The sequence below is a fragment of the Idiomarina loihiensis L2TR genome (genome assembly GCF_000008465.1).
GTDB lineage: Bacteria > Pseudomonadota > Gammaproteobacteria > Enterobacterales > Alteromonadaceae > Idiomarina > Idiomarina loihiensis.
On sequence record NC_006512.1, the window covers coordinates 2814981 to 2839318 of the forward strand.

Annotated in this window: 27 protein-coding genes; 3 read left to right on the top strand and 24 right to left on the bottom strand. The window is 45.8% G+C overall.

Annotation, left to right across the window (positions count from 1 at the left end; all coding sequences use genetic code 11):
* The first annotated feature begins 311 nt into the window (after positions 1-311).
* A complete protein-coding gene (locus IL_RS13410; protein ID WP_011235837.1) occupies positions 312-839 on the top strand; it encodes a hypothetical protein in 528 nt (175 codons plus the stop codon).
* Between the two features lie 56 nt (positions 840-895).
* On the opposite strand, the gene IL_RS13415 is transcribed toward IL_RS13410, so the two are convergent.
* The 17 genes from IL_RS13415 to IL_RS13495 all read right to left on the bottom strand — a co-directional run bounded on the left by IL_RS13415 (position 896) and on the right by IL_RS13495 (position 17227).
* Entirely contained in the window at positions 896-1318 is a 423-nt protein-coding gene (locus IL_RS13415) for a helix-turn-helix domain-containing protein (RefSeq protein ID WP_011235838.1), read from the bottom strand.
* Between the two features lie 396 nt (positions 1319-1714).
* Complete coding sequence (gene glmS, locus IL_RS13420) at positions 1715-3547, bottom strand: glutamine--fructose-6-phosphate transaminase (isomerizing) (protein ID WP_011235839.1); 1833 nt, start codon at positions 3545-3547, stop codon at positions 1715-1717.
* 3 nt (positions 3548-3550) lie between these two features.
* Positions 3551-4921 carry a bifunctional UDP-N-acetylglucosamine diphosphorylase/glucosamine-1-phosphate N-acetyltransferase GlmU gene (glmU, locus tag IL_RS13425; RefSeq protein ID WP_011235840.1) on the bottom strand — a complete coding sequence of 457 codons (1371 nt, stop codon included), beginning with the start codon at positions 4919-4921 and terminating at the stop codon, positions 3551-3553.
* A gap of 119 nt (positions 4922-5040) precedes the next feature.
* Positions 5041-5457, bottom strand: coding sequence for a F0F1 ATP synthase subunit epsilon (locus IL_RS13430; RefSeq protein WP_011235841.1), 417 nt, complete (start codon positions 5455-5457; stop codon positions 5041-5043).
* Positions 5458-5474: 17 nt separating this feature from the next.
* Positions 5475-6860 (bottom strand): F0F1 ATP synthase subunit beta, encoded by a 1386-nt coding sequence (gene atpD / locus IL_RS13435; RefSeq protein ID WP_011235842.1) that lies wholly within the window; start codon positions 6858-6860, stop codon positions 5475-5477.
* Between the two features lie 42 nt (positions 6861-6902).
* Positions 6903-7766, bottom strand: a complete 864-nt coding sequence (gene atpG / locus IL_RS13440) for a F0F1 ATP synthase subunit gamma (protein ID WP_011235843.1) — start codon at positions 7764-7766, stop codon at positions 6903-6905.
* 54 nt (positions 7767-7820) lie between these two features.
* Positions 7821-9362 carry a F0F1 ATP synthase subunit alpha gene (gene atpA / locus IL_RS13445; protein ID WP_011235844.1) on the bottom strand — a complete coding sequence of 514 codons (1542 nt, stop codon included), beginning with the start codon at positions 9360-9362 and terminating at the stop codon, positions 7821-7823.
* Between the two features lie 14 nt (positions 9363-9376).
* On the bottom strand, positions 9377-9910 hold the full coding sequence (gene atpH, locus IL_RS13450) for a F0F1 ATP synthase subunit delta (protein WP_011235845.1): 534 nt from the start codon (positions 9908-9910) through the stop codon (positions 9377-9379).
* 17 nt (positions 9911-9927) lie between these two features.
* The gene (gene atpF / locus IL_RS13455; protein WP_011235846.1) at positions 9928-10398 is read right to left on the bottom strand and encodes a F0F1 ATP synthase subunit B; all 471 of its coding nucleotides are present in this window, start codon (positions 10396-10398) and stop codon (positions 9928-9930) included.
* A 37-nt stretch (positions 10399-10435) separates the two neighbouring features.
* Entirely contained in the window at positions 10436-10693 is a 258-nt protein-coding gene (gene atpE, locus IL_RS13460) for a F0F1 ATP synthase subunit C (RefSeq protein WP_011235847.1), read from the bottom strand.
* A 64-nt stretch (positions 10694-10757) separates the two neighbouring features.
* Positions 10758-11555 (bottom strand): F0F1 ATP synthase subunit A, encoded by a 798-nt coding sequence (gene atpB / locus IL_RS13465; RefSeq protein WP_011235848.1) that lies wholly within the window; start codon positions 11553-11555, stop codon positions 10758-10760.
* A gap of 12 nt (positions 11556-11567) precedes the next feature.
* Positions 11568-11954 carry an ATP synthase subunit I gene (locus IL_RS13470; protein WP_011235849.1) on the bottom strand — a complete coding sequence of 129 codons (387 nt, stop codon included), beginning with the start codon at positions 11952-11954 and terminating at the stop codon, positions 11568-11570.
* Between the two features lie 169 nt (positions 11955-12123).
* Positions 12124-12999: a ParB/RepB/Spo0J family partition protein gene (locus IL_RS13475; RefSeq protein ID WP_011235850.1), complete on the bottom strand. Its 876-nt coding sequence runs from the start codon at positions 12997-12999 to the stop codon at positions 12124-12126.
* Between the two features lie 19 nt (positions 13000-13018).
* The gene (locus IL_RS13480; protein ID WP_011235851.1) at positions 13019-13810 is read right to left on the bottom strand and encodes a ParA family protein; all 792 of its coding nucleotides are present in this window, start codon (positions 13808-13810) and stop codon (positions 13019-13021) included.
* A 48-nt stretch (positions 13811-13858) separates the two neighbouring features.
* On the bottom strand, positions 13859-14479 hold the full coding sequence (rsmG, locus tag IL_RS13485) for a 16S rRNA (guanine(527)-N(7))-methyltransferase RsmG (protein WP_011235852.1): 621 nt from the start codon (positions 14477-14479) through the stop codon (positions 13859-13861).
* Positions 14480-14488: 9 nt separating this feature from the next.
* Complete coding sequence (gene mnmG / locus IL_RS13490) at positions 14489-16384, bottom strand: tRNA uridine-5-carboxymethylaminomethyl(34) synthesis enzyme MnmG (protein WP_011235853.1); 1896 nt, start codon at positions 16382-16384, stop codon at positions 14489-14491.
* Positions 16385-16777: 393 nt separating this feature from the next.
* Positions 16778-17227, bottom strand: a complete 450-nt coding sequence (locus IL_RS13495) for a flavodoxin domain-containing protein (RefSeq protein WP_011235854.1) — start codon at positions 17225-17227, stop codon at positions 16778-16780.
* A 58-nt stretch (positions 17228-17285) separates the two neighbouring features.
* On the opposite strand from IL_RS13495, the gene IL_RS13500 reads away from it, so the two are divergent.
* On the top strand, positions 17286-17783 hold the full coding sequence (locus IL_RS13500; protein ID WP_011235855.1) for a beta-lactamase hydrolase domain-containing protein: 498 nt from the start codon (positions 17286-17288) through the stop codon (positions 17781-17783).
* Between the two features lie 74 nt (positions 17784-17857).
* Here the strand turns inward: IL_RS13500 and gloA are convergent, their stop codons facing one another.
* Entirely contained in the window at positions 17858-18412 is a 555-nt protein-coding gene (gene gloA, locus IL_RS13505; RefSeq protein ID WP_011235856.1) for a lactoylglutathione lyase, read from the bottom strand.
* 76 nt (positions 18413-18488) lie between these two features.
* On the opposite strand from gloA, the gene IL_RS13510 reads away from it, so the two are divergent.
* On the top strand, positions 18489-18740 hold the full coding sequence (locus IL_RS13510) for a GIY-YIG nuclease family protein (protein WP_011235857.1): 252 nt from the start codon (positions 18489-18491) through the stop codon (positions 18738-18740).
* Here the strand turns inward: IL_RS13510 and IL_RS13515 are convergent.
* From IL_RS13515 to rpmH, 6 genes are read right to left on the bottom strand one after another with little or no spacing between them, the layout of a single operon-like run.
* Complete coding sequence (locus tag IL_RS13515; RefSeq protein ID WP_011235858.1) at positions 18723-20402, bottom strand: FUSC family protein; 1680 nt, start codon at positions 20400-20402, stop codon at positions 18723-18725. The two genes, IL_RS13510 and IL_RS13515, sit on opposite strands and share 18 nt — an antisense overlap.
* Before the next feature lie 34 nt (positions 20403-20436).
* Entirely contained in the window at positions 20437-21813 is a 1377-nt protein-coding gene (mnmE, locus tag IL_RS13520) for a tRNA uridine-5-carboxymethylaminomethyl(34) synthesis GTPase MnmE (protein WP_011235859.1), read from the bottom strand.
* Between the two features lie 55 nt (positions 21814-21868).
* On the bottom strand, positions 21869-23530 hold the full coding sequence (yidC, locus tag IL_RS13525) for a membrane protein insertase YidC (protein WP_081423229.1): 1662 nt from the start codon (positions 23528-23530) through the stop codon (positions 21869-21871).
* On the bottom strand, positions 23527-23838 hold the full coding sequence (gene yidD, locus IL_RS13690) for a membrane protein insertion efficiency factor YidD (protein ID WP_011235861.1): 312 nt from the start codon (positions 23836-23838) through the stop codon (positions 23527-23529). The genes yidC and yidD overlap by 4 nt, the downstream gene beginning before the upstream one ends.
* Entirely contained in the window at positions 23790-24167 is a 378-nt protein-coding gene (rnpA, locus tag IL_RS13530; protein WP_011235862.1) for a ribonuclease P protein component, read from the bottom strand. The genes yidD and rnpA overlap by 49 nt, the downstream gene beginning before the upstream one ends.
* Positions 24160-24294 (bottom strand): 50S ribosomal protein L34, encoded by a 135-nt coding sequence (rpmH, locus tag IL_RS13535; RefSeq protein WP_011235863.1) that lies wholly within the window; start codon positions 24292-24294, stop codon positions 24160-24162. The genes rnpA and rpmH overlap by 8 nt, the downstream gene beginning before the upstream one ends.
* Positions 24295-24338 lie beyond the last annotated feature (44 nt).

A 24338-nucleotide genomic window follows, 5' to 3' on the forward strand; every position in this document is an offset into this window, starting at 1 on the left:
TAAGTCATACTAGTCAGTGAGTTAATGGTATGCAACTTTACGTTTTAACCTGCTATCAAATCGCTACACAAAAATAGCTTTATTAAGTTTATGAACATGAAAAAACGGATGTGTATTTATTCGAAAATCAAAATAAAACATTGACTTCTGGATGTTTATACAGTAGTGTGGCTCTGATTGGTTTTTTCCGATCAAGGTAGGCTTTTACGTAATTTTAGTAACAGCTTTGAACTATTACTAATAGAAGGAAGAAAAAATGTTTTTCTTAAAACTCTTCTCAATAACGACATACCTATTATAAGGAGGTAAATATGTCTGAAAACGACAGTACTAACGAAAACTCGCGTCAAGCTTTCCGCGTCTACAAATCTCAGGATAAAAATATTGTTGGTAGCAATATTCCTAAAGAACTAGATACTCACCTAGAAACGCCGCGGATTGTATTCGTTCGAGATAAGCATGTCAATAGTAGTTGGCAAAAAGTATTACCAACGGCTAAAAATGACATTACAGCAAAACTTATCGGCTTACAACACTATCCTGAAAATTACCTTTCTTACGACATAGACTTACTTACAAGTCTTGACCGTTCAAGCACGGTAAATGGAAGTGTTATTACTGCAGCAGGCCAAACAGGGAGCATTAATACCCCGTTCATTCTTCATGATCACGATACGCAATACCATGTGGCAGCGTTCGTTAGTAGTGAAGGGCTTTGCCACGTATTAAGTGTATGGCCATTTGATGTATCAGACAACAACGGCCAGGTTCACAATCGTAAACCTGAGTCCGTCATGTCTAAAGTTGAAAGCTTATATGAGGCTTTAGTACTAGCCTAATACGTTGTAAGAAATAGAGCCGCGATGTTCACCGCATCGCGGCTTTTACTTGTTACCTAAAGAACATCTAACTGGTTAGATGTGCTATCAGTACTGTTCTCTTTAGCAATCTGATGTGGGGATAGCTTAAACGTAAACCCTCCAGCGAATGCCATTTCAATAAGGCGATCAATACTAAATTGAGATACGCGCTGATTCTTCAAAAGGCTCACTTGCGCTTGAGTAATTCCTAACGCATTTGCAGCATCTTTTTGCTTCATATTTTTTACTAAACCATAGATAAACATCATCAAGTGTGACTTAAAGTTGGTTTTATAAAGCTCGACACTATCCATTCCCGTCTCAGAAATATGGACGGTTTTGCTACCTTGACGCGTCCGAGACACGTCAAACTTCGCAATATTACTGTGGCTTTCCTTTTTCTCCTGATCTCGTATCTCCGCGCTATCTACCACACATTTACTTGTGCCGTTTTTCATCCTAACTCTCCAATTTCACGCAGTTATTATTTAGCGAGTTTACAGAAGCTGACTCTCGCACTTGCGAGGTAGTAAAATTTACTATTAGCCAGCGACAAAAAAACCAGAGAAAAGTCTCTGGAAGTATTGACAGGTGTAAATATATCACCACTCGAATAAAAAAGCCAAATTTTTTGTTGCCTTTTTATACAATCTTTTGTAAAGACGGAAAATTTTTCTAGAGAGTCTGGAAATTACGAGAAAGAAAGTATCAGGAAAGCATTTAAGGCGGCAGTATTAAGAAGGAAAAAATTAGCAGTGGCGGAGTATCAAACTTTATTCCTAAGTATGATTCTTTATTACTAGGTATGAATCTTTATTACTCCACCACAAAAAAAAGGGCCTTTCGGCCCTTTCTTATTCCACAGTAACTGACTTGGCCAAGTTCCTGGGCTGATCCACATCGGTACCTTTTATCAGAGCTACGTAATAGGACAGCAGCTGTAATGGAACGGTATAGACAATAGGCGCTATCACTTCGTCGCAATGGCAGACGTTAAGTACGGTTAACGAGTCATCGCCTTTGAAGCGGGCGTTTTTGTCGGCAAAAACGTACATTAGGCCACCTCGAGCGCGCACTTCTTCAACGTTGGACTTCAGTTTTTCCAGCAAATCATTGTTCGGTGCTACGACAATAACCGGCATTTCTTCGTCAATAAGTGCTAACGGGCCGTGTTTTAACTCACCGGCGGCATAAGCTTCAGCGTGAATGTATGAAATTTCTTTCAGTTTTAACGCGCCTTCCATAGCAATAGGGTATTGGTTACCACGCCCCAGGAACAAGCTATGTTCTTTGTTCGCAAAGTCCTGCGCTAACTCTTCAATTTCATCGGCTAAGGACACCGCTTCTTCCAGCTTAGTTGGCAACGCCTGTAGGGCATGAACAACGGCTTCTTGCTGCTGCTCTGGCATGCCGCGATATTTGCCTATACCCAAGGTCAGCATAAGCAGGCCGGTTAACTGGGTAGTAAAGGCTTTAGTCGATGCCACGCCAATTTCTGCGCCGGCACGGGTTAAAAAGGCCAGGTCGGATTCGCGCACCATAGACGATGAGCCCACGTTACAAATGGTCAGACTGCCTTTATAGCCAAGCTTTTTGGACAAGCGCAGTGCCGCTAGAGTGTCTGCCGTTTCACCGCTTTGTGAAATAGTCACCAACAAACTGTTCGGGTGAACATAGGACTTGCGGTAACGAAACTCCGAGGCAATTTCAACATTGCACGACACATTTGCCATAGATTCCAGCCAATAGCGCGCCACCATGCCCGCATGGTAACTGGTACCACAAGCGACTATCTGAACATGCTCAATGTCTTTTAGAATGTCAGCGGCATTCTCGCCAAAAGCATTATCCAACACGGAAATTTCAGACAAACGGCCTTCCAGCGTGTTACGCACGGCAATAGGCTGCTCGTAAATTTCTTTCAGCATAAAGTGGCGATACTGGCCTTTGCCACCGGCGTCGTAGCTTACGTCAGATTCAACAACCTCGCGTTCTACCGCGTTGCCTTCAGAATCGTAAATGTCGATTTCAGTGCGGTTAATATCTGCAACATCGCCTTCTTCCAGATAGATAAATTGGCGGGTCACGGGCAATAATGCGAGCTGATCTGAAGCTACAAAGTTCTCGCCAATACCCACACCAATAACCAGAGGGCTACCGGAACGGGCAACCACTAAACGCTCCGGGTATTGGGTATCCATAACCACGGTGCCGTAAGCACCTTCCAACTGACGTACTGCTGATTTAACGGCAGCCAGTAAGTCGCCATGAGTTTTACGCTCATGATGAATTAAGTGAGCGATTACTTCGGTGTCAGTCTGCGAATTAAAGACATAACCTTCGGCTTGCAGCTCTTCGCGCAGGCGTTCGTGGTTTTCGATAATGCCATTATGCACTACGGCAATTTCGTCTTCTGAACGGTGAGGGTGAGCGTTCGCTTCCGTAACCCCGCCATGCGTTGCCCAACGTGTATGGGCAATACCGATAGTGCCGTCTAAGGGATTTTGCTCTATGGCGTCTTTCAGCTCCTGTACCTTACCGGTACGGCGTACGCTTTTAAGATGGTTATCAGCGTCGATAACAGCCACACCCGCCGAGTCATACCCCCGGTATTCCAGTCGTTTTAAACCTTCCAGCAAAATACCTGTTACCCGACGTTCCGACGTGGCGCCTACAATACCGCACATAAGTTAAGTTCCTTTTTTCGACTGTGGACGTTGCCATCCGCTGATATTACGCTGCTTGCCGCGGGCAACAGCCAGTTCTTCGTCCGCTACAGCCCGGGTAATAACCGAGCCGGCGCCAACGGTTGCATTCTTACCAATGGCGACAGGCGCAACCAGAGAGCTGTTTGAGCCTATAAAAGCGCCGTCACCAATTTCGGTGAGTGCTTTATTCACACCATCGTAATTGCAGGTAATGGTACCTGCACCAATGTTTGCGTATTCACCCACCTGAGTGTCGCCCAAATAGGTTAAATGGCTGGCTTTAGAACCTTTACCCAGGCGGCTTTTTTTCATCTCGACAAAGTTTCCGACCTGCGCTTCATCCGCAAGTTCCGCACCAGGGCGCAAACGCGCGAAAGGACCAACTTTACAGCCTTTCGCCACTTTTGCGTCTTCAATATGGGAGTTCGCGCGAATAACGGTGTCATCACCAATAACGGAGTTTCTTATGACACAGTTTGGTTCAATAACAACCCGGTCACCCAGAACCACATTGCCTTCAAACACTGCGTTAATATCAATAGTGACATCACTGCCGGCACTCAGTTTACCGCGACAATCGAAGCGGGCAGGGTCAATTAAGGTAACGCCCTGGGTCATCAGCTCTTCAGCCTGACGCTGCTGCAGTGCTCTCTCTAAAGAGGCTAATTGCTGACGGTTATTGGCACCTTCCACTTCCTGAGCGTTGTCAGGCTGTGCAGTGGCAATATTAATACCTTCCCGCGCCGCCATTGCCACAATATCGGTCAGGTAATATTCTTTTTGCGCATTGTCATTACTCAATTGCTCAAGCCAGCTTTTTAATTTATCGCTGTCGGCAATCATAATGCCGGTGTTCACTTCATTAATCGCTAATTGCTGCGCGTTGGCGTCCTTTTGCTCAACAATACCGGTTACACTGCGGCGTTCATTACGCACAATACGGCCATAACCTGTAGGCTCGGCAAGCGTCATAGTCAACAAACCAAGCGAGGTGTTTGCGCTGGCCGTTACCAATTTAATTAAGGTGGATTCTGTCAGCAGCGGCACGTCACCATACAAAATAATGACTTTTTCACTGCTTTTCAGGTGCGGAATAACCTGCTGAACCGCATGTCCTGTACCCAATTGTTCGCGTTGTTCAACCCAGGTTAAGTCATCACCTGCTATCGCCTGTTTAAGCTGATCGCCGCCATGGCCGTAAATTAAATTAATGGCGTCAGGCTTTAGCGACCTGGCTGTATCAATAACATGCTCTACCATAGGTTTATTCGCCACCTTATGTAGCACCTTTGGCAGCTCCGATCGCATGCGGGTTCCTTTTCCTGCGGCCAGAATAACAACGCGTAACTTCATATTAATGGGTCCTTAATTCAATCGCTGGCGTAAGCCTTATGACATTAGCTTATTGTAACGACAAAAAAGGCCCTGTTGCACTAACAACAAGGCCTTTTACGTATTTTAACGCAGAAGTTTTAGCGCTTAAGCTTACGAATAATATCGATTTGAGCTAACGCACGCGATAGCTCAGCAATCGCTTCTGCATAGGTCACATCAGAACCTGAATCGGCAATGGCTTCTTCAGCGCGTTTCTTCGCTGCTTCGGCTTCCTGCAGGTCAAGCTCGTCACCACGAACAGCAACGTCCGCAAGAACAATAACGTGACCAGGCTGTACTTCTAACACACCACCGGCAACATAAAGAAGCTCTTCGTCGCCCGCTTCGCTAACATAACGAACCATACCTGGTTTGATTTTAGTCAAAAGGGGCGCGTGACCTGGGTAAATACCCAGCTCACCTTCGCTACCAGTGACCTGAACCGTTTGTACAACGCCTGAGAACAATTTGTCTTCAGCGCTAACAACGTCCAGATTTAATGTTTGTGTTGCCATTCAAACCTCCCGGTCGGTTACAGGTTTTTGGCTTTTTCTACCGCTTCTTCGATGGTACCAACCATGTAGAAGGCCTGCTCTGGCATATCGTCGTAATCACCGTCCAAAATGCCTTTAAAGCCGGCAATAGTATCTTTCAAAGATACGTATTTACCTGGCGCACCAGTGAATACTTCGGCTACGAAGAAAGGCTGCGACAAGAAGCGCTGAATTTTACGAGCACGAGATACTGACAATTTGTCTTCTTCAGACAGCTCGTCCATACCCAGAATCGCAATGATGTCTTTCAGCTCTTTATAGCGTTGCAGTACTTCCTGAACACCCATTGCTGTGTCGTAGTGCTCATCACCGATAACCTGTGGATCCAACTGACGTGACGTTGAGTCCAGCGGGTCAACCGCAGGGTAGATACCCAACGACGCGATGTCACGGTTAAGTACAACGGTTGCATCCAAGTGAGCAAAGGTTGTTGCCGGAGATGGGTCAGTCAAGTCATCCGCTGGCACATAAACGGCCTGTACAGACGTGATTGAACCTGTCTTAGTAGAGGTGATACGTTCCTGCAGAACACCCATTTCTTCGGCCAGGGTAGGCTGATAACCAACCGCTGAAGGCATACGGCCTAACAGTGCTGATACCTCAGTACCGGCCAAGGTGTAACGGTAGATGTTATCAACGAAGAAAAGTACATCGCGACCTTCGTCACGGAATTTCTCAGCGATAGTCAAACCAGTCAGAGCAACACGTAAACGGTTACCCGGTGGCTCGTTCATCTGACCATAAACCAGTGATACTTTATCCAGAACGTTTGAATCGTTCATCTCGTGATAGAAGTCGTTACCTTCACGAGTACGCTCACCAACACCAGCGAATACTGAGTAGCCGCTGTGCTCGATAGCGATGTTACGGATAAGCTCCATCATGTTAACGGTTTTACCAACACCAGCACCACCGAACAGACCAACTTTACCACCTTTAGCAAACGGGCAAATCAAGTCGATGACTTTGATACCGGTTTCTAACAGTTCGTTAGTGTTTGACTGTTCTTCGTAGCTTGGTGCCGCACGGTGAATAGACATTTTCTCTTCTTCACCGATAGGGCCCGCTTCATCAATTGGGTTACCCAATACATCCATAATACGGCCCAGGGTTTTCTTACCCACTGGAACCATGATTGATTCACCGGTATTTTTAGCGGTGATACCACGACGCAGACCGTCAGTTGTACCCATTGCGATGGCACGTACGATTCCGCCGCCCAGCTGCTGCTGAACTTCCAGAACCAAACCTTCTAAGCCACCTTCGGTCACTTTCAGTGCGTCGTATACTTTTGGTACAGCGTCTTGTGGAAATTCTAAATCCACAACGGCGCCGATAATTTGTACGACCTTACCTTGACTCATGACGTTTCCTCTAACTCTTCAATTCTGTTAACCGTTGCCGCATTATACCGCTTCGGCGCCGGACACGATTTCCGAAATTTCTTGCGTAATTGCTGCCTGACGAGCCTTGTTATATCGCAATTGTAATTGGTCAATAATATCTTCGGCATTGTCTGTTGCAGCTTTCATCGCAATCATCCGAGCGGCTTGCTCACTAGCAAAATTATCCACTACGCCTTGGTACACTTGCATTTCTACGAAGCGACGAATTAGCGTATCCAGGATACTTTCCGGATTCGGCTCATACAGGTAATCCCAGCTACCTGTCTGCACATCTTCTTCCGATCCTGCTTGCGGCAATGGCAACAATTGATGAATGGTCGGCTCCTGGGTCATCGTATTCACAAACTTATTGAATACAACGTACAAGCGATCGATTTTGCCTTCTTCAAAAGCATCCAGCATAACCTGGATAGAACCGGTAATTTCCTTCAGTTCTGGCTTATCGCCCATACCTGAAACCTGCGCTTTCAACTTACCAAAACGCTTGAAGAAACTGGTTCCTTTGCTGCCTATAGCGGCAAAATCCGCTTCAACATCCTGCTCTTTCCATTCGTTAGCGTGTTTAACGACTTTTTTGAACTCATTACCGTTCAAGCCGCCACACAAACCACGATCGGTAGACACAATGATGTAACCCACACGCTTAACCTGACGTTCTTCCATAAATGGATGACGATACTCGAGGTTACCGCGCGCCACATGACCAATCACCTTGCGAATGGTGTCCGCATAGGGGCGACTTGCCTCCATACGTTCCTGCGCCTTTTTCATTTTCGACGCAGCGACCATTTCCATAGCACTGGTGATCTTCTGAGTATTACCGATACTCGAGATCTGAGTTTTTATCTCTTTACCGCTGGCCATGACGATTCTCCTGTTAACTCAACGACAAATGGCCGCTATTGCGGCCAGGTGCGATTACCATGATTGCGTTTGCTTGAATTTCTCAAGCGCGGCTTTCAATTGCGCATCGATGTCGTCGTTATAGTTGCCAGTTTTATCAATCTCAGCCATTAGCTCGGCGTATTCGCTCGCCATGAAAGATTGCAGAGATTCTTCAAAATCCATGATTTTGTCGATTTCTACGTCTTTCAAGAAGCCTTTTTCAACGGCATAAATTGATACAGCCATTTGAGCCACGCTCATAGGCTTGTACTGTTTCTGTTTCATCAGTTCGGTAACACGTTGACCGTGCTCTAACTGTGAACGAGTCGATTCATCAAGGTCAGATGCGAACTGAGCGAACGCCGCCAATTCACGATACTGAGCCAGGGCAAGACGGATACCGCCACCCAGTTTCTTGATGATTTTCGTTTGTGCTGAACCACCAACACGTGAAACCGAGACACCAGCGTTAACCGCAGGACGAATACCTGAGTTAAATAAGTCAGTTTCAAGGAAGATCTGACCATCGGTGATAGAGATAACGTTAGTCGGTACGAATGCCGATACGTCACCTGCCTGAGTTTCAATGATAGGTAAGGCAGTTAATGAGCCGGTCTGGCCTTTCACTTTACCGTCAGTGAATTTTTCTACGTAGTCAGCGTTAACACGCGCAGCACGCTCAAGTAGACGAGAGTGAAGGTAGAAAACGTCACCAGGGAATGCTTCACGACCCGGTGGACGACGCAACAACAGTGAAATTTGACGATAAGCAACAGCCTGTTTAGACAGGTCATCGTATACAATCAGAGCGTCTTCACCGCGGTCACGGAAGTATTCACCCATGGTACAACCAGAGTAAGCTGCCAGATATTGCAGGGCTGCTGATTCAGAAGCAGAAGCCGCAACTACAATGGTGTTTTCCATTGCGCCGTGCTCTTCTAACTTACGTACAACCGCTGAAATGGTTGAGTTTTTCTGACCAATGGCTACGTAAACACACTTAATACCAGAATCTTTCTGATTGATAATAGCGTCTACTGCTAAAGCCGTTTTACCTGTCTGACGGTCACCGATGATAAGCTCACGCTGACCACGACCAACCGGAATCATCGAGTCAATTGACTTGTAACCCGTTTGTACTGGCTGATCAACTGACTGACGTTCAATAACGCCCGGTGCGATTTTCTCGACTGGCTCATAGCCGTCAGCTTCGATAGGACCTTTACCGTCGATAGGCTGGCCTAGTGTGTTAACCACACGACCCAACAGTTTTTCGCCAACCGGAACTTCAAGGATACGACCGGTTGATTTTACTTTGGTGCCTTCCTGCAAGTCTGCATAAGGGCCCATAACAACCGCACCTACAGAATCACGTTCAAGGTTTAGTGCGATAGCGTAACGATTACCAGGTAGCTCAACCATTTCACCTTGCAGACAGTCTGCAAGTCCGTGGATGCGAATGATACCGTCTTGAACAGACATGATGGTACCTTCGTTGCGAGCTTCGCTGGTGACTTCGAACTTCTCAATTCGCTGTTTGATCAGTTCTGCGATTTCATTTGAATTCAATTGCATGCTCAAGTCCCCAATTAGGATTGCAGTGCGTAAGCAAGTCTGTCGAGCTTGCCGCGCAAGGTGCCGTCAATAACGGTATCACCAGCTTCTATAACAAGTCCGCCAATAATGGACTTGTCGACACTGCAGTTCAGCTTAATTTTGCGTTGCAGGCGCTTCTCAAGTGCTTTAATCAAAGCCGTTTGTTGTGCTTTCAGCAGTTTAACTGCCGATTTAACATCTACAGTGACTTCTTTGTCATGTTCAGCACGAAGCGTCTGATAGAGCTCACTAACTGCTGGTAACACTGGCAGACGTTCATTTTCAGCCAGTACTTTAACGAAGTTCTTAGCGTTGTCGTCGAGCTCGTCGCCGCAAACACCCAAGAAAACCTCTGTTGTTTTCCCAACAGTCGAGGAGCTACTCAAAAATGAGGCAATAGTCTCGTCTTGCGCCACCGCAGCAGCGAAGCTAAGCATTTCTGCCCACTTATCGAGCGCTCCCTGTTCTAAAGCAAAATCAAAAGCTGCTTTTGCGTAAGGGCGAGCGACCGTAGTCAGTTCTGACATAAGCTCAAACCCCTTTATTAAAGTTCAGCGACCAGTTTTTCAACAATGTCACTATGAGCGTCTTTATCAATTTCACGCTCAATGATTTTCTGAGCCCCAGACACCGCTAATACGGCAACTTGCTTGCGCAGCTCTTCGCGAACACGATTGCGTTCAGCAGCAACTTCTTCATGTCCGGCCGCAACGATTTTTTCACGTTCTTCGTGGCCACGTTGAGTTTCTTCCTCAACAATTTTAGCACCACGTTTTTTCGACTGTTCAATGATTTCAGCGGCTTGCTGTTTCGCTTCTTTGAGCTGCTCGGCAATTTCTTGCTGGGCTTTCTCTAAATCTTTTTGAGCACGTTCACCGGCATTAAGGCCGTCAGCAATTTTCTTCTGACGTTCCTCGATAGCTTTGATGATCGGTGGCCATACAAATTTCATGCAGAACCACACGAACACGATAAACGCGATCGTTTGTCCAATTAGAGTAGCGTTGATATTCACAACGGACCTCCTTCAGTTGGTGACCGTCGAATAACGATTAGCCTGCTACCTGGGTTAAGAATGGGTTCGCAAACGTGAACAGCAATGCAACAGCAACACCGATCATCGCGATAGCATCGATAAGACCTGCAACGATGAACATTTTAACTTGCAGCTGTGGTGCCAGTTCTGGTTGACGAGCAGCAGCTTCCAGGAATTTACCACCCAGAATACCAAAGCCCAGGGCAGTACCCAGTGCAGCCAGACCGATCATGATTGATACAGCGATAGCAGTAAAAGCAACTACAGTTTCCATTGATTTCTCCAGTTTTTCAGTAGATTAAAGTTAAAAGTAAAGCTAAAAACTTTTGTTTCGAACACTAGTGTTCAGATGACGCCATGCTTAAGTAAACAATGGTCAGCATCATGAAAATAAACGCTTGCAATGTAATAACCAGAATATGGAACACTGCCCACGCAAAGTGCGCCGGTAGCTGCCAGAATCCAATCATTGCAATTAGAATAAATATCAATTCACCTGCATACATGTTACCGAACAAACGCAGTGCCAGTGACGCTGGTTTTGCTAATAACGTGATACTTTCCAGTACAAAGTTCACTGGTATTAATGCCCAGTGATTAAACGGAGTGAAAGTCATTTCTTTAGCGAAGCCTTTCACACCTTTATATTTGATTGAGTAGATAATAATTAGCGCAAATACGCTTAAACTCAATGCAAAAGTTGTATTCAGGTCAGTTGTTGGTACTACTTTCATGTACACATCATGCGGGTCTTCAACAAAGCCTAACCAATAACCGCCATACATAGCAGCTGTTGGTAGCCAGTCAACCGGAATTAAGTCCATCAGGTTCATCAGGAATATCCAGACGAAGATGGTTAATGCCAGAGGTGCTATCAGTTTATCTTTACCGTGAAAGGATTCTTTGACGCTGTTGTCAACAAACTCGACAATCATTTCGACAAAGCATTGCCATTTACCAGGTACCCCAGCAGAGGATTTTTTCGCTACTCTGCGGAAACTCCACAGAAACAGCACACCCAGTAACACGGACCAGAAGATAGTATCGACGTTCACCGCCCAGAACCCTTCACCAACCGTCCAATTTTGGAGGTGATGCTGGATATACTGAGTCGGAGTTTGTTCTCCACTTATCATGTTGTTTCCCAGTTAGGTTGATTTTAAAAATAAAACCGGTGCTATCCACTGCATGGTGACGGCGATGACAAAACCGACCAATAACCACACAGGATATAAATTTGTTACCAGCAATGCGATTGTTAACAACACTGCTGTAAGCAGTAGCTTAACGCCTTCGCCTAAAAAGAAACTTTGTACAACTTTCTGATTAGCGCGTGCGCCTGCGTGTCTAAAAGCGATAAGTGCAAATAGAGCGCTTGGTATTACGACGGTTAATCCGCCACACAGAATACCCAAAGCCGACTGTGTATTTGAAACTGCTATCGTGACAAGTGCGGCTATCAAAACCGCTATAAATTGTGTACCTACAACTTTTCCTGCCAGCTTTTTACCTACCGCATTAAGTGCCTGTGTCACGACTAAAACCTTTTAACTGGCGGCTATTTTTTTGAGGCTTTCAAGCAGCCACAACGAAACTCGCGCTAGTATAAAGATCTGCCATGTAATTGCAAACAAATTTGCCTGTAGGCGACGGTTTCTATGCCATTTAACAAAAGTTCTACAACAATCAATGCATTGGAAATTATTATTTGATGTGAGTCAGAATTCCATCCAGTTCGTCCAGGTTGGTGTAACTGATAACCAGTTTACCCTTTCCTTTACGACCATGGTTAATGGAAACTTTGGCTCCCAGGGTTTCAGACAACTTGGTTTCTAAATGTTCAATATTAGCGTCTGGCTCTGGTTTTTCGGTTTCTTTGGGAGGGTCTATTGTACGTCTGACGAGTTTTTCTGCGTCACGTACGGTCATATCTTTTGCGACAATCTGTTGTGCTACGTCGGCTTGTTGTTCGCCTTCCAGCGCAAGTAACAACTTGGCATGGCCAAGTTCAATATCACCACGCTCAAGTAACACTTTAACGCCGTCCTGCAAGTTATTAAGGCGCAGCAAATTGGTCACCGTAGTCCGTGATTTACCCACTGCCTGAGCAACGTCCTGGTGAGTCATCTGAAACTCGACCAACAAACGTTGTAACGCAGTGGCTTCTTCCATTGCGTTTAAATCTTCACGCTGAATGTTTTCAATTAACGCGATAGCTACTGCGGCTTCATCAGGTACGTCTTTAATCAGGCAAGGAACCAGTTCAAGCTTTGCCAGTTGCGCCGCACGCCAGCGACGCTCACCCGCAATAATCTCATATTCGTCTTTGCCAACAGGGCGCACAACAATAGGCTGTATTATCCCCTGGGCTTTTACCGAAGCGGCTAAGTCTTCTAAGGCTTCAGGTGACATGTCTTTACGAGGTTGGTAACGACCGGGCTTTAAAAACTCAACCGGCAGCTTCTGTAACTCACCTTTAACTTCTTCCGTCACTTGCTCTGATTGACGGTCAGAGTTTTGCTGATTACTGGTCAGTAAGGCATCCAGACCGCGACCTAAACCTCGTTTTTTTGCCGACATGATTCGCTTTATTCCCTTGTTATGATTCTTTTGCTACTTCTTTACGATTTTCAGAACGTCGGATAAGTTCACCCGCTAAGGCTAAATAGGCCTTTGACCCGGTGGATGACTTGTCGTAGTACATAGCCGGCGCACCAAATGAAGGTGCTTCGGCTAAACGGACGTTACGTGGAATTACGGTCCGGTAAACTTTCTCACCAAAGTGGTTTTTGAGCTGTTCTGAAACATCGTTAGCCAGACGATTACGCGGATCGTACATAGTCCGCAAAATACCTTCAATTTCCAGCCCAGGATTAACCACGTCGGCCAGCTGACGAATAGTTTCCATTAATGCGGTAAGACCTTCCAGTGCATAATACTCGCACTGCATGGGCACCAGAATAGAGTCAGCGGCGGCCATGCCGTTAACGGTCAACATATTCAGCGATGGCGGACAATCGATAAAAATATAGTCGTAGCTATCCTGAACGGCTTTAAGTGCATTACGTAAACGCAATTCGCGTGCAAAAACTTCCATTAACTTAATTTCTGCAGCTGTAGCATCGGCATTAGCCGCTATTAAATGATATTTACCGTTGGTGTCTTTTACGGCAACGTCGCCGACTGGCTTTTCTTCAATCAGCAATTCGTAAATGGTATTTTCAACATCGTACTTATCAACGCCACTGCCCATAGTCGCGTTACCCTGAGGGTCCAGGTCAATCAACAACACTTTGCGACGGGTAGCAGCCATGGACGCAGCTAAGTTAACTGCTGTAGTTGTTTTTCCTACTCCGCCTTTTTGATTCGCAATAGCAATGGTTCTAGCCACGGGTTTTATAACCTCTTGTTGTTGTCGGATAGTCGACTGTCGGTTGTTTTATGACCGTTTGCTTATAATGACGATATGCCGGCTCGCGTCAATGCCGGGAACGTTAATTTGCTCAATACTTTCAATTTTATATTGCTCGGGCAACTGCTCCAGTTCGTCTTGCGGATACAGCCCTTTCAACGCATAAAACCGACCGTTTTCAGCCGGTAAATGTTCACACCACGAAAGCATATCATTAAGCGAGGCAAAGGCTCTACTGATTACACCATCAAACTGCTTTTCGTCCTGATAGTCTTCCACCCGCGCCTGCACAGCCGTAACATTGGTTAGTTTTAGCTCATGACAAACCTGACGAATAAAACGGATTCGCTTGCCTAAACTATCGAGTAAAACAAATTCATTATCCGGTTCGGCTATGGCTAAGGGTAAACCCGGTAGCCCTGGTCCTGTACCGACATCGATGAAGCGCTGCCCATGTAAATACTGACGAACAGCCAGGCTGTCCATAATATGTCGGGTCAGCATATCCTTCGGGTTTCTCACGCTGGTCAGGTTATAAGCTTTATTCCATTTATCCAGTAAGCCTACTAACGCCAGTTGTTGCTCAATCTGTGCTTCTGACAGGTTTATTTGTGCCTGATCTAATAATCCCTTTAACTGCTCTTTCACATTTCTTCCTTAAGCACTTTTACGCAATAAACCCTGTTTTTTCAGGTGAACCAATAACATTGAAACAGCCGCCGGAGTAATTCCGGAAATACGCGCTGCTTTACCAACGGTCTCAGGCTGATGATCATTTAATTTCGCAACCACTTCGTTCGATAACCCCTTAATTTTAGCGTAATCGAAAGGCGAGGGCAGCAAGGTATTTTCATGACGTTGTTGTTTTGCTATTTCTTCCTGCTGACGCGTTATATAACCCGCGTATTTAATTTGGATCTCAACTTGTTCTGCCGCTAAAGGATCCTCTAACCCCGGCGCAAAAAAGTCAGTTAAGGCTAAATCTTTGTAATGAATTTCCGGGCGGCGTAATAGTTCTTCGCCACTGACTTCTTTGGTGACAGGGCTTTTAACCAGCGCGTTAATTTGCTCTACAGATGCATGATCTTTATGCACCCAGGTAGTTTTTAAACGTTGTTTTTCCTGCTCGACTGATTCCATTTTCTTATTAAACGCGGCCCAGCGTTCATCATCCACTAAACCGAGATTACGACCAATTTCAGTTAATCGCATATCAGCGTTATCTTCACGCAGCAACAGGCGATATTCAGCGCGCGAAGTGAACATACGGTAAGGTTCCTGAGTGCCCAAAGTCGATAAATCATCGATCAACACACCCATGTAGGCCTGATCGCGTCGTGGTGCCCAGGATTCTTTGTCCTGAGCCTGCAACGCGGCATTTAAACCGGCAATAAGCCCTTGCGCACCGGCTTCTTCATAGCCTGTTGTGCCGTTAATTTGGCCAGCGAAGAACAAGCCGTTAATGACTTTGGTTTCCAGAGATTGTTTCAGATCTCGGGGATCAAAGTAATCGTATTCGATCGCATAACCTGGGCGTGTGATATGCGCATTTTCAAAGCCTTTAATTGACTGAACGAGACGTTGCTGAACATCAAACGGCAAGCTGGTTGAAATGCCATTAGGGTAAATTTCAAAGGTATTTAAGCCTTCTGGTTCAACAAAAATTTGATGCGAGCCTTTGTCAGCAAAACGCACAATTTTATCTTCAATTGAAGGACAGTAACGTGGTCCTACGCCTTCAATCACACCAGAATACATGGGTGAACGATCAAGCCCTGAACGAATAATTTCGTGGGTATTTTCGTTGGTGTGCGTGATGTAACACGGAATTTGTTGCGGGTGATCAGAACGAGAACCCATGTAAGAAAATACTGGAGTCGGATTATCGCCCGGTTGTTCCTGCATAACGGAAAAATCAACGCTGTGACTGGCTATACGCGGTGGCGTACCGGTTTTTAAACGTTCAACTCGTAACGGCAATGCACGTAATCGTTTAGCTAATGCGTTTGATGGAGGATCGCCTGCGCGACCGCCCTGGTAGTTATCCAGACCAATATGGATTTGTCCGCCGAGGAATGTTCCTACGGTTAGCACCACGGTTTTTGCCGTAAATTTAAGACCCATTTGGGTAACAACGCCAGTAACGCGATCGTTCTCGACGATCAGATCGTCACAACCTTGTTGGAATATTGACAGATTCGGTTGGGTTTCCAGTGCGTAGCGGATCGCTTGTTTGTAAAGCTGTCGGTCAGCCTGAGCTCTGGTTGCGCGCACTGCAGGGCCTTTGGATGAATTCAGTGTTCTGAATTGAATTCCGGCTTTGTCAGCTGCTTTGGCCATAACGCCGCCAAGTGCATCGATCTCTTTTACTAAATGACCTTTTCCTATTCCCCCAATGGCTGGGTTACAGGACATTTGCCCTAAAGTATCAATATTATGCGTAAGCAATAGGGTTTTAACACCTAAACGAGCGGCGGCTAACGCAGCTTCTGTTCCGGCGTGTCCTCCACCGACAACAATAACGTCAAAGTGTTGTTGGCTCTGTTGTGACATGCAAAGTGACCTTTGTTTGAAGAATAGGAAGTTAGCCGGTTATTTTAACGCGATTTCACTTAAATCTAAATGGTTAAATTTCGTTCAGTGCTGTTAAAGATCTTAAAGAAGATCAGTAAAGGATCTTATTTAGATCTTTTATTACTATTACTACTAGTCAGTGGATTTCTGTGAATAGATCGCTGAAGCCCTTTTTTTATATATCCTGGAGTAAGATCACTCTTTGTAGATAAGTGACCTTGAACCGGGATCATAGATCGTGGATAAGTAGGGTAGTTATACACAGATCAGTTTATCCCCAGTGTTATACCCACTTCACTGACAGTGCTTAAGTGATCTTATTCCAACCTTAGTCACAAGCTGAAATCCTTGTGCACAAGCCTGTGGGTATGATCACAGAGCCTTTACAGCATCAGCGATCGCGGGCAGCCAGTTTAACGTTTTCTCTTCCGGATCGTCTTCCAGCATATCAATTTCTAAACGATCGGTTATTTGAGTTCCACCTAATTCCTGTAAGCGTTTATCACAATGTCGACCGGCTTCACAGAAGGTGTCATAACAGGACTCACCAACAGCTACTACGGCATAGTTCAGTCCGGCTAAATCAGGACTTTGGGGATCATTTATTTCGTCGTAGAAATCGAGCATGGAGTCGGCATAATCACCTGCACCATGGCTGGCAAGAAAAATTAACCAGGGTTGATCGCTGGGCAGCTTCTCAAACTCCGGTTCGTAATGGAGTTCGGTTTCAATGCCCTGCTGATTTAACTTTTCGCTGACAGTATCGGCTAAAAACTCGGTATTTCCGGAGGTTGTACCCACTAAAAGATGTAAAACGGTCATAAAATTTCTAACTCATTTGCTACTATTAAAAACACGAGAATCATACAGGAGAATCTAAATGGTAAAAGCTCTGGTTAATGTATTAGTCGCTTTTAGTGTAGCAATAGTTTCAACGAATGTTTTTGCAGGCATTGAGTCACCGAAACAGGTGTCGGATAAGTTATGGGTGATGGGCACACCATCAAACGAGCAATTGACTGACTTTGCTGATGAAGGTGGTGATGTGGTGATTAATCTGCTGTCGCAGAAAGAAATGACCGACAGTGAGGAAGCCGCAGTGGTTACCCTTAATGGTATGGCGTATTACCATGTTCCGGTAAATGGAGCTGATGGAGTAACGCTTGCTAACGCACGCCTGGTTGATCGTATTTTATTAGAGAACAGCGATAAAACCGTGCTGGTTCATTGTGCTTCCAGTAACCGCGTTGGGGCGTTAATGGCATTGCGTGCCGGCTGGTTAGATGGAATGTCGGTAGAAAACGCGTTAGAAGTTGGACGCGAGCATGGAATGACGTCTCTGGAAGATAGAGTGAAGTCGATGCTTTCAGAACAGTAAAATGAATTGCAAAGGTACTACAGAAGAGAAAAAGGCCAGCTCAAATGAACTGGCCTTTTTTCACGGTACCATCGTTATTTTAAGTGCTCTTTCAGCAATTCCGGTTGGCGATCCGGTGTGAATATTTCAATCCAGTAGCCATCCGAGTCTTTAATAAAGGCAATGCCTTTCATTTTACCGTCGTTCGGGCGTTTTTGAAATTCTACGCCCATTTTTTCGAAGCGCTCACAAGCGGCATCAATATCTGGTACGGCGAAACCTATGTGACCAAAGCCTTTAGGCTCTTCATTACCACTGTGATAAGACACTGAGTCGTCGTTCTCGTCACCCCAGTTGTGAGTCAGTTCCAGCATGGCCGGTCGACCAAAGGTCTGTTCAATGCGCTTGTCATGGTCGGTTGACCAACCTTTACGTTGTTCAGGCGACATGGCAGCCATGAAATACAACGTAAACTCCATTTCTGGAAAGTCGAACCGCTTAACTAATGTCATGCCCAGAACTTCACTGTAGAATTTTAAGGTGCGCTCGGGGTCTTTAATACGGAACATAGTCTGGTTAAACACAAAGTCGTGTGTTGCGGGGTCATGTTGTTCAGACAGACCCTTGGCTTCATCAAAATGTCTGCTCATAATGTCATCCTTAGTCGGTTCATTGAGTAACTGTTGTTACACTATGTATTGGGTTTAGCTGGAGAGAGTTCAAGTCGTGAGCTGGGCGGTTTATCTAATTAAATGTGCAGACAATACGTTTTATACCGGTGTCACAACTGACATTGAGCGGCGTGTGAATGAGCATAATACGGACGATAAAAAAGGAGCTAAGTACACCAGGGCGCGTCGTCCGGTGGCACTTGTCTGGAGTGAGGAGCACCCGAACCGAACTAAAGCATGCCAGCGTGAATATGAAATTAAACGTTGGCCGCGCGCTAAAAAGGTTGAGTTAACCGGTGGAATTTAACCGCTTTTGGCCGGTTAAAAGGTGCCCGAGAATGGCGTTTTTGTCTTTCATTCCCAGTTTGTCGCTAATTTGGGTGAGCTTGATTACGCGATGGTAGAAACGTGCTTTACGTCGATTGTACTGGCTTTCGGTGAGTTTTGTTTTATTCAGCTGGTCAATTTCTTCGGTCAAAGTTTGCAGTAAGCTTTGATAACGCGCTTTTAAATTGGTTGGATAAATAAGCCGATAAGCAATTAACGAAAGTAGGGGGGCTGCAACGACTGCCAGAGCAATACTCGCTGAATGACCAAGGTGGAACGAATAACCTATAGAGGGCTGCATTAACAGCAAAAAGACCAGGTTGAAATCCATACTGCCGTTCGCCGTTTTTTGATGAGCCATAGGAAAACCCGCCAGCAAAATAACCGGCATTAAAGCAACCAGCATCCATAAAATGGAATCCTGATATTGCCAGACCGTTGCCTGAATAAGTACTGCTGTTAGCGCGCCGGCACACTGCCCAAAAAATACATATTTCATGGTTAATGCCGGATTGTCTGCGGTGGAGAACAGCGTCAACATAACTGAAGCACCCAGCATTAAATAAGCGAATTGAAATAATTCGGTATACCACCAGCTTGCGCCAATGAGCCCCATAATAACGAACGTTCGTATGGCGGCCTGGCGTGCACCCAACCAGTCGCGATGCAAAATGGTTTTGCTGAGTAAGGTGGAAGTGGCGGTTTTGCCTGAATCACGAAAAGATAACCGGTCATTGGTTGCTTCAACGAATTCATTAAAGCGCTTTTTCAATGCGGCGTTTTTAATGGATTCCAGAGCATTTTTAAGAGGTTCTATAATTTCAGTTCGTTTAGCGGAAGCATTTAATTTATTTGACGCGTCGAGTAAGTAATCGCTTACTTCCAAATTTTTTTCTGGCTCCTGGATATTCAGTTCAGCCAAAAACCCCAATTGGCTGTTAATAACTACACGTAACGTTTTGGCCGATTCATGAGCACTGACAGAGCCGGTACCGTGATCGAGCAGTTGGGCTTCCAGTGCTGCCAGTTTTGATAATTTATCGGCAAGGTTTAAATCGTTATTATCCGGTTCGGCGAAGTAACGGCTAATATCGTGCAAGTTAGCCGCGGTTTGTCGGCGAAGTTGGTTAATTAAGCTTTGTTCCGCTCTTTTATAAGTAAAAGCCCAGCCAATAACGAGTGATGTCATAATGCCGACAAAAACCGTGAGTAAACGGTCAACACCCAGCGGCATGAGTGCGTCTGAGCTTTGTGTTAGCAACACCACCATGGACGCTGAATAACCGGCAAGTATGGTGCCGTAAGAAATGAGCCCGTGCAGTAAATTACCCGTGTAAACACAAAGCGATACCCACAGAGTTAAGCCCGCCACCAGCCAAATGATTTCGCCACTGGCAGAAACAACCAGCACCATACCGAACATAGTCCCTAAAAGAGTGCCTAACGCCCGGTATGCGGCCTTTTCTATAAGAAGACCACGAGTTGGCTGGGAAACAGCCCAAACCGTCATAGCAGACCATTGAGGATGCTCTAAGCCCATAGCCCAGGCAATAATAAGAGATAAGCAGGCAGCAACGCCGGTTCGGAAGCCAAACCGCAGGCGAACATAGTCAAACCCCCATTGCGCTAACTTGTCTTTCACTGGTGCTCCTTAGTTGTACGACTAAGAAAAAGCTTTATTTACCAATACAAAACGAACCAAAAATCTGGCCAAGGAGATCATCGGAAGTGAATTCGCCGGTAATTTCATTGAGGTGCTGTTGAGTTAGACGCAGTTCTTCTGCCAGTATTTCACCTGCCATATTGGCTTCTAACTGTTCCAGACCTTGCAGTAGATGTACTTTCGCTTTAGCCAGAGCCTCTAGATGGCGGCGTCTTGCCATGAAACTGCCTTCGGAGGTTGCACTGTAACCAACACAATGTTTTAGGTGTTCTCTAAGCAATTCAATGCCGTGTCCGGTTTTGGCGGAAAGATGAATAACCGGAATGTTGTTGTGTTCATCTATACCCGTGGGCTCTTCCGATAAATCGACTTTATTGCGAATAACGGTGTAGGGCATATCTTCTGGTAGCTGAGCGAAAAACTCTGGCCAAATATCGTCGGGATGAATGGCAGAGGTTTCCTGACTGTCGACCATAAACAGCACGCGGTCAGCCTGGCGTATTTCATCCCAGGCGCGTTCAATACCAATTTTCTCAACATGGTCAGGGCTTTCGCGTAAACCTGCGGTATCGATAATATGCAGCGGCATACTGTCTATTTGAATGTGCTCCCGCAGAACATCGCGAGTGGTTCCGGCTATTTCTGTCACAATAGCTGATTCACGACCCGCCAGCGCGTTAAGCAAGCTGGACTTACCCGCATTGGGGCGTCCGGCAATAACAATGCGCATGCCTTCGCGCATGAGCGTGCCTTGCTTGGCTTCTTGTTCTATGTGGAACAGCTGGTCGATAATTTCAGCTAAATCGCCGGATACTTTGCCATCGGAAAGAAAATCGATTTCTTCATCAGGAAAGTCGATAGCCGCTTCAACGTATATTCTCAGGTGAATAACGGCGTCTACCAACTGATCAATTTTATGAGAAAACTCACCTTTTAGGCTTTGTAAGGCGGCTTTTGCGGCCTGCTCTGAGTTGGTATCAATTAGGTCGGCAATGGCTTCTGCCTGGGTGAGATCGAGCTTGTCGTTTAAGAATGCTCGTTCGCTAAACTCACCGGGACGAGCAGGGCGAATACCGGGAATTTCCAGTATTGCTCGAATTATCATATCGATAATAACCGGCCCGCCGTGGCCTTGCAGTTCTAAGACATCTTCTCCGGTAAAGGAGTTTGGACCTGGGAAAAAGAGCGCTATGCCTTCGTCCAACAGTTGTTCCTGTAAGTCATAAAAAGGCAAGTACTCTGCTTTACGAGGCTTGGGGCAGTGACCTAACAGCTTTTCTGCAACCTCTTTACAGGCTTTTCCGCTCACGCGAACAATACCAACACCGCCGCGTCCGGGAGGCGTTGCCTGAGCTACTATGGTGTCGTCAAAATCTGTTTCAGTTTGCATTTTTGCTGCTCCCAAAAGGACTAAAGCCCGGCATTAGCCGGGCCTTAATGCTGGATTACTTCTTGTTTCGAACGTTAATCCCTTTCTTTTCTAACCCACGGTAAATGATCAGCATTTGCGCAATGGTAATCAAGTTACTGACCAGCCAGTACAGTACCAGACCCGATGGGAACCACAGGAAGAATACGGTAAAGATAACCGGCATATACTGAAACAGTTTCTGTTGCATTGGGTCAGCTGTCGGTGTCGGCTGCAGTCGCTGCATCAGGAACATACTGGCACCCATTAAAATAGGCAGGATGTAGTATGGGTCTTTGGTTGACAGATCCTGTATCCAGAACACAAAAGCAGAATGACGCAGTTCAACACTTTCCAATAGCACCCAGTATAGCGCCAGGAAGATTGGAAGTTGTAACAGCATAGGCAGACAGCCGCCCAGAGGATTCACTTTCTCCTCTTTATAGAGCTTCATCATGGCGCCTGACATCTTTTGTCGGTCGTCACCATAACGCTCGCGCAGAGCCGTCATTTTTGGCTGCAGCATGCGCATCTTAGCCATTGAAACGTATTGCGCCTTAGTTAGCGGGAACAATAGCGCTTTAACAATAACTGTGGTCAGGATAATAGCCAGACCCCAGTTAATAACGATGCTTTGTAAGAACTGCAGCAGTTTGAATATCGGTTGAGCTAACCACCATAGGAAACCATAGTCGACGGTTAAGTCCAGATACTCGACGACTTCAGCCATAGCGTCTTGGTCTTTTGGACCCAGAAATACTTGAGACTCAATCGTTTTGGAGCTGCCTGGCTGAATATCAGTCATTGGATAAATGACACCGATAATTGCCTGGCTGCCATTGGCTACTCGAGAATAAAGACGATTTTGCTGACCTTGTTTCGGCACCCAGGCTGACACGAAATAGTGCTCAAGCATTCCGACCCAACCAGTTTGCGAAGTAACGTTCAGCTTTTTGTCCTGCATGCTGTCGAAATCGTATTTTTCGAACTTGTCTTCATCGTAGGAATAAGCTGCACCAAAATAGGTAGGCATGATCATACTGCCACTTTCGCCTGAGTGTACGGAACGTTTTAATTGGCCGTAAAATTGGGTTTCAAGCGTTTTGCTGGTGTTATTTTCTACTTCGTACCGAACATCAACAGTGTATTTTCCTGGCGTGAAGGTAAATACTTTACGATAAACAGCGCCGTTCTCAGCCGTATAGGTTAAAGGAACTTCAATAACCTCGCTTGTAGACTCGTAGCTTTCTTGTTCGTAGTTATAAGAAGGGCGGCCGTCTTTGCCATCAATTCCGTCCGGGCCAATTAGGCCTGACTGAGCGACGTAAACGTTGTTTGAACTGTTTTGCAGAAGTTGAAAGCGTTCTTCAGAACCCTGAGTTTTCGCAAACTTGAGTAAGTGAGTCGAAACAACATCACCACCGCGGGTATCTATCTCAACATCTAACACGTCGGTGCGAACGTGAACTGTGGTTTCAGCCCGCTGAGCTACAACCGGCTGATCACTTTCCGGGACGTCTGCCGAAACGGCTGAACTGCCTGAGGGCACATCGCTGTTTTCAGCGTTATTGCTCGATTGTGTTGAGGTAACGTTTTCAGGTGCTTTTGTTCCGGGTGCGGTTTCCACCATCCAATTCTGGTATAGGAAGAAAGACACCACTAAAAAGGCAATAAATAATATCGTGCGTGGCGAATTCATAGTGATTTCGTCTCTGTTGGCTGATTTAGTAAAGATTCGGATTCGCTGTTATTTTCTGGCTTGGCGTCTTGCTTAGCAAGTGGAACCGGGTCGTAGCCGCCCTCATGAGCTGGGTGACATTTACTGATTCTTACTGCAGCAAGGCCAATGCCACGGATTGTACCGTGTTTTTGTATGGCCTCACAGGCATAATGTGAGCAAGATGGATAAAAACGACAACGCGGGCCCAGCAGTGGACTGATAAACCACTGATAAACCTTTATGAACGCGATTGGTATTGTTCGCAACGCTTTGCTAATTTTCGCCATAAATAATTCAACGTATCCCGTAATGCGGCGTTATCCTGCTCGACAATACCCTGCTTAGCAATAATTACAATGTCAAAAGCGGGAATTTTATGTTGCCTTAAACGGAAGGTTTCACGTATTTGTCGTTTTATGCGGTTTCGGTCAACGGCGCGCTTAGCTCGCTTTTTGCTGACGGTAACACCAATACGTGGGTGCCCTAACTCATTGGGGGTTGCCAACATAGTGACATGAGCAGTAACGGCTTTTACAGGAGGGTTTGAGAATACAGTCTGGAAATGAGAGGGAGTTAACAGACGTAACTCCCTTCCGTATGAGATACTTTTATGCACTCAGTACTTTACGACCACGTGCACGGCGACGAGCCAGTACTTTGCGGCCATTTTTTGTTGCCATGCGAGCACGGAAACCGTGTGAACGCTTGCGCTTTAATACGCTTGGTTGAAATGTTCTTTTCATAACTAATATTCCATCGGTCAGTTTGCTATTTCCCACGCTGGCCG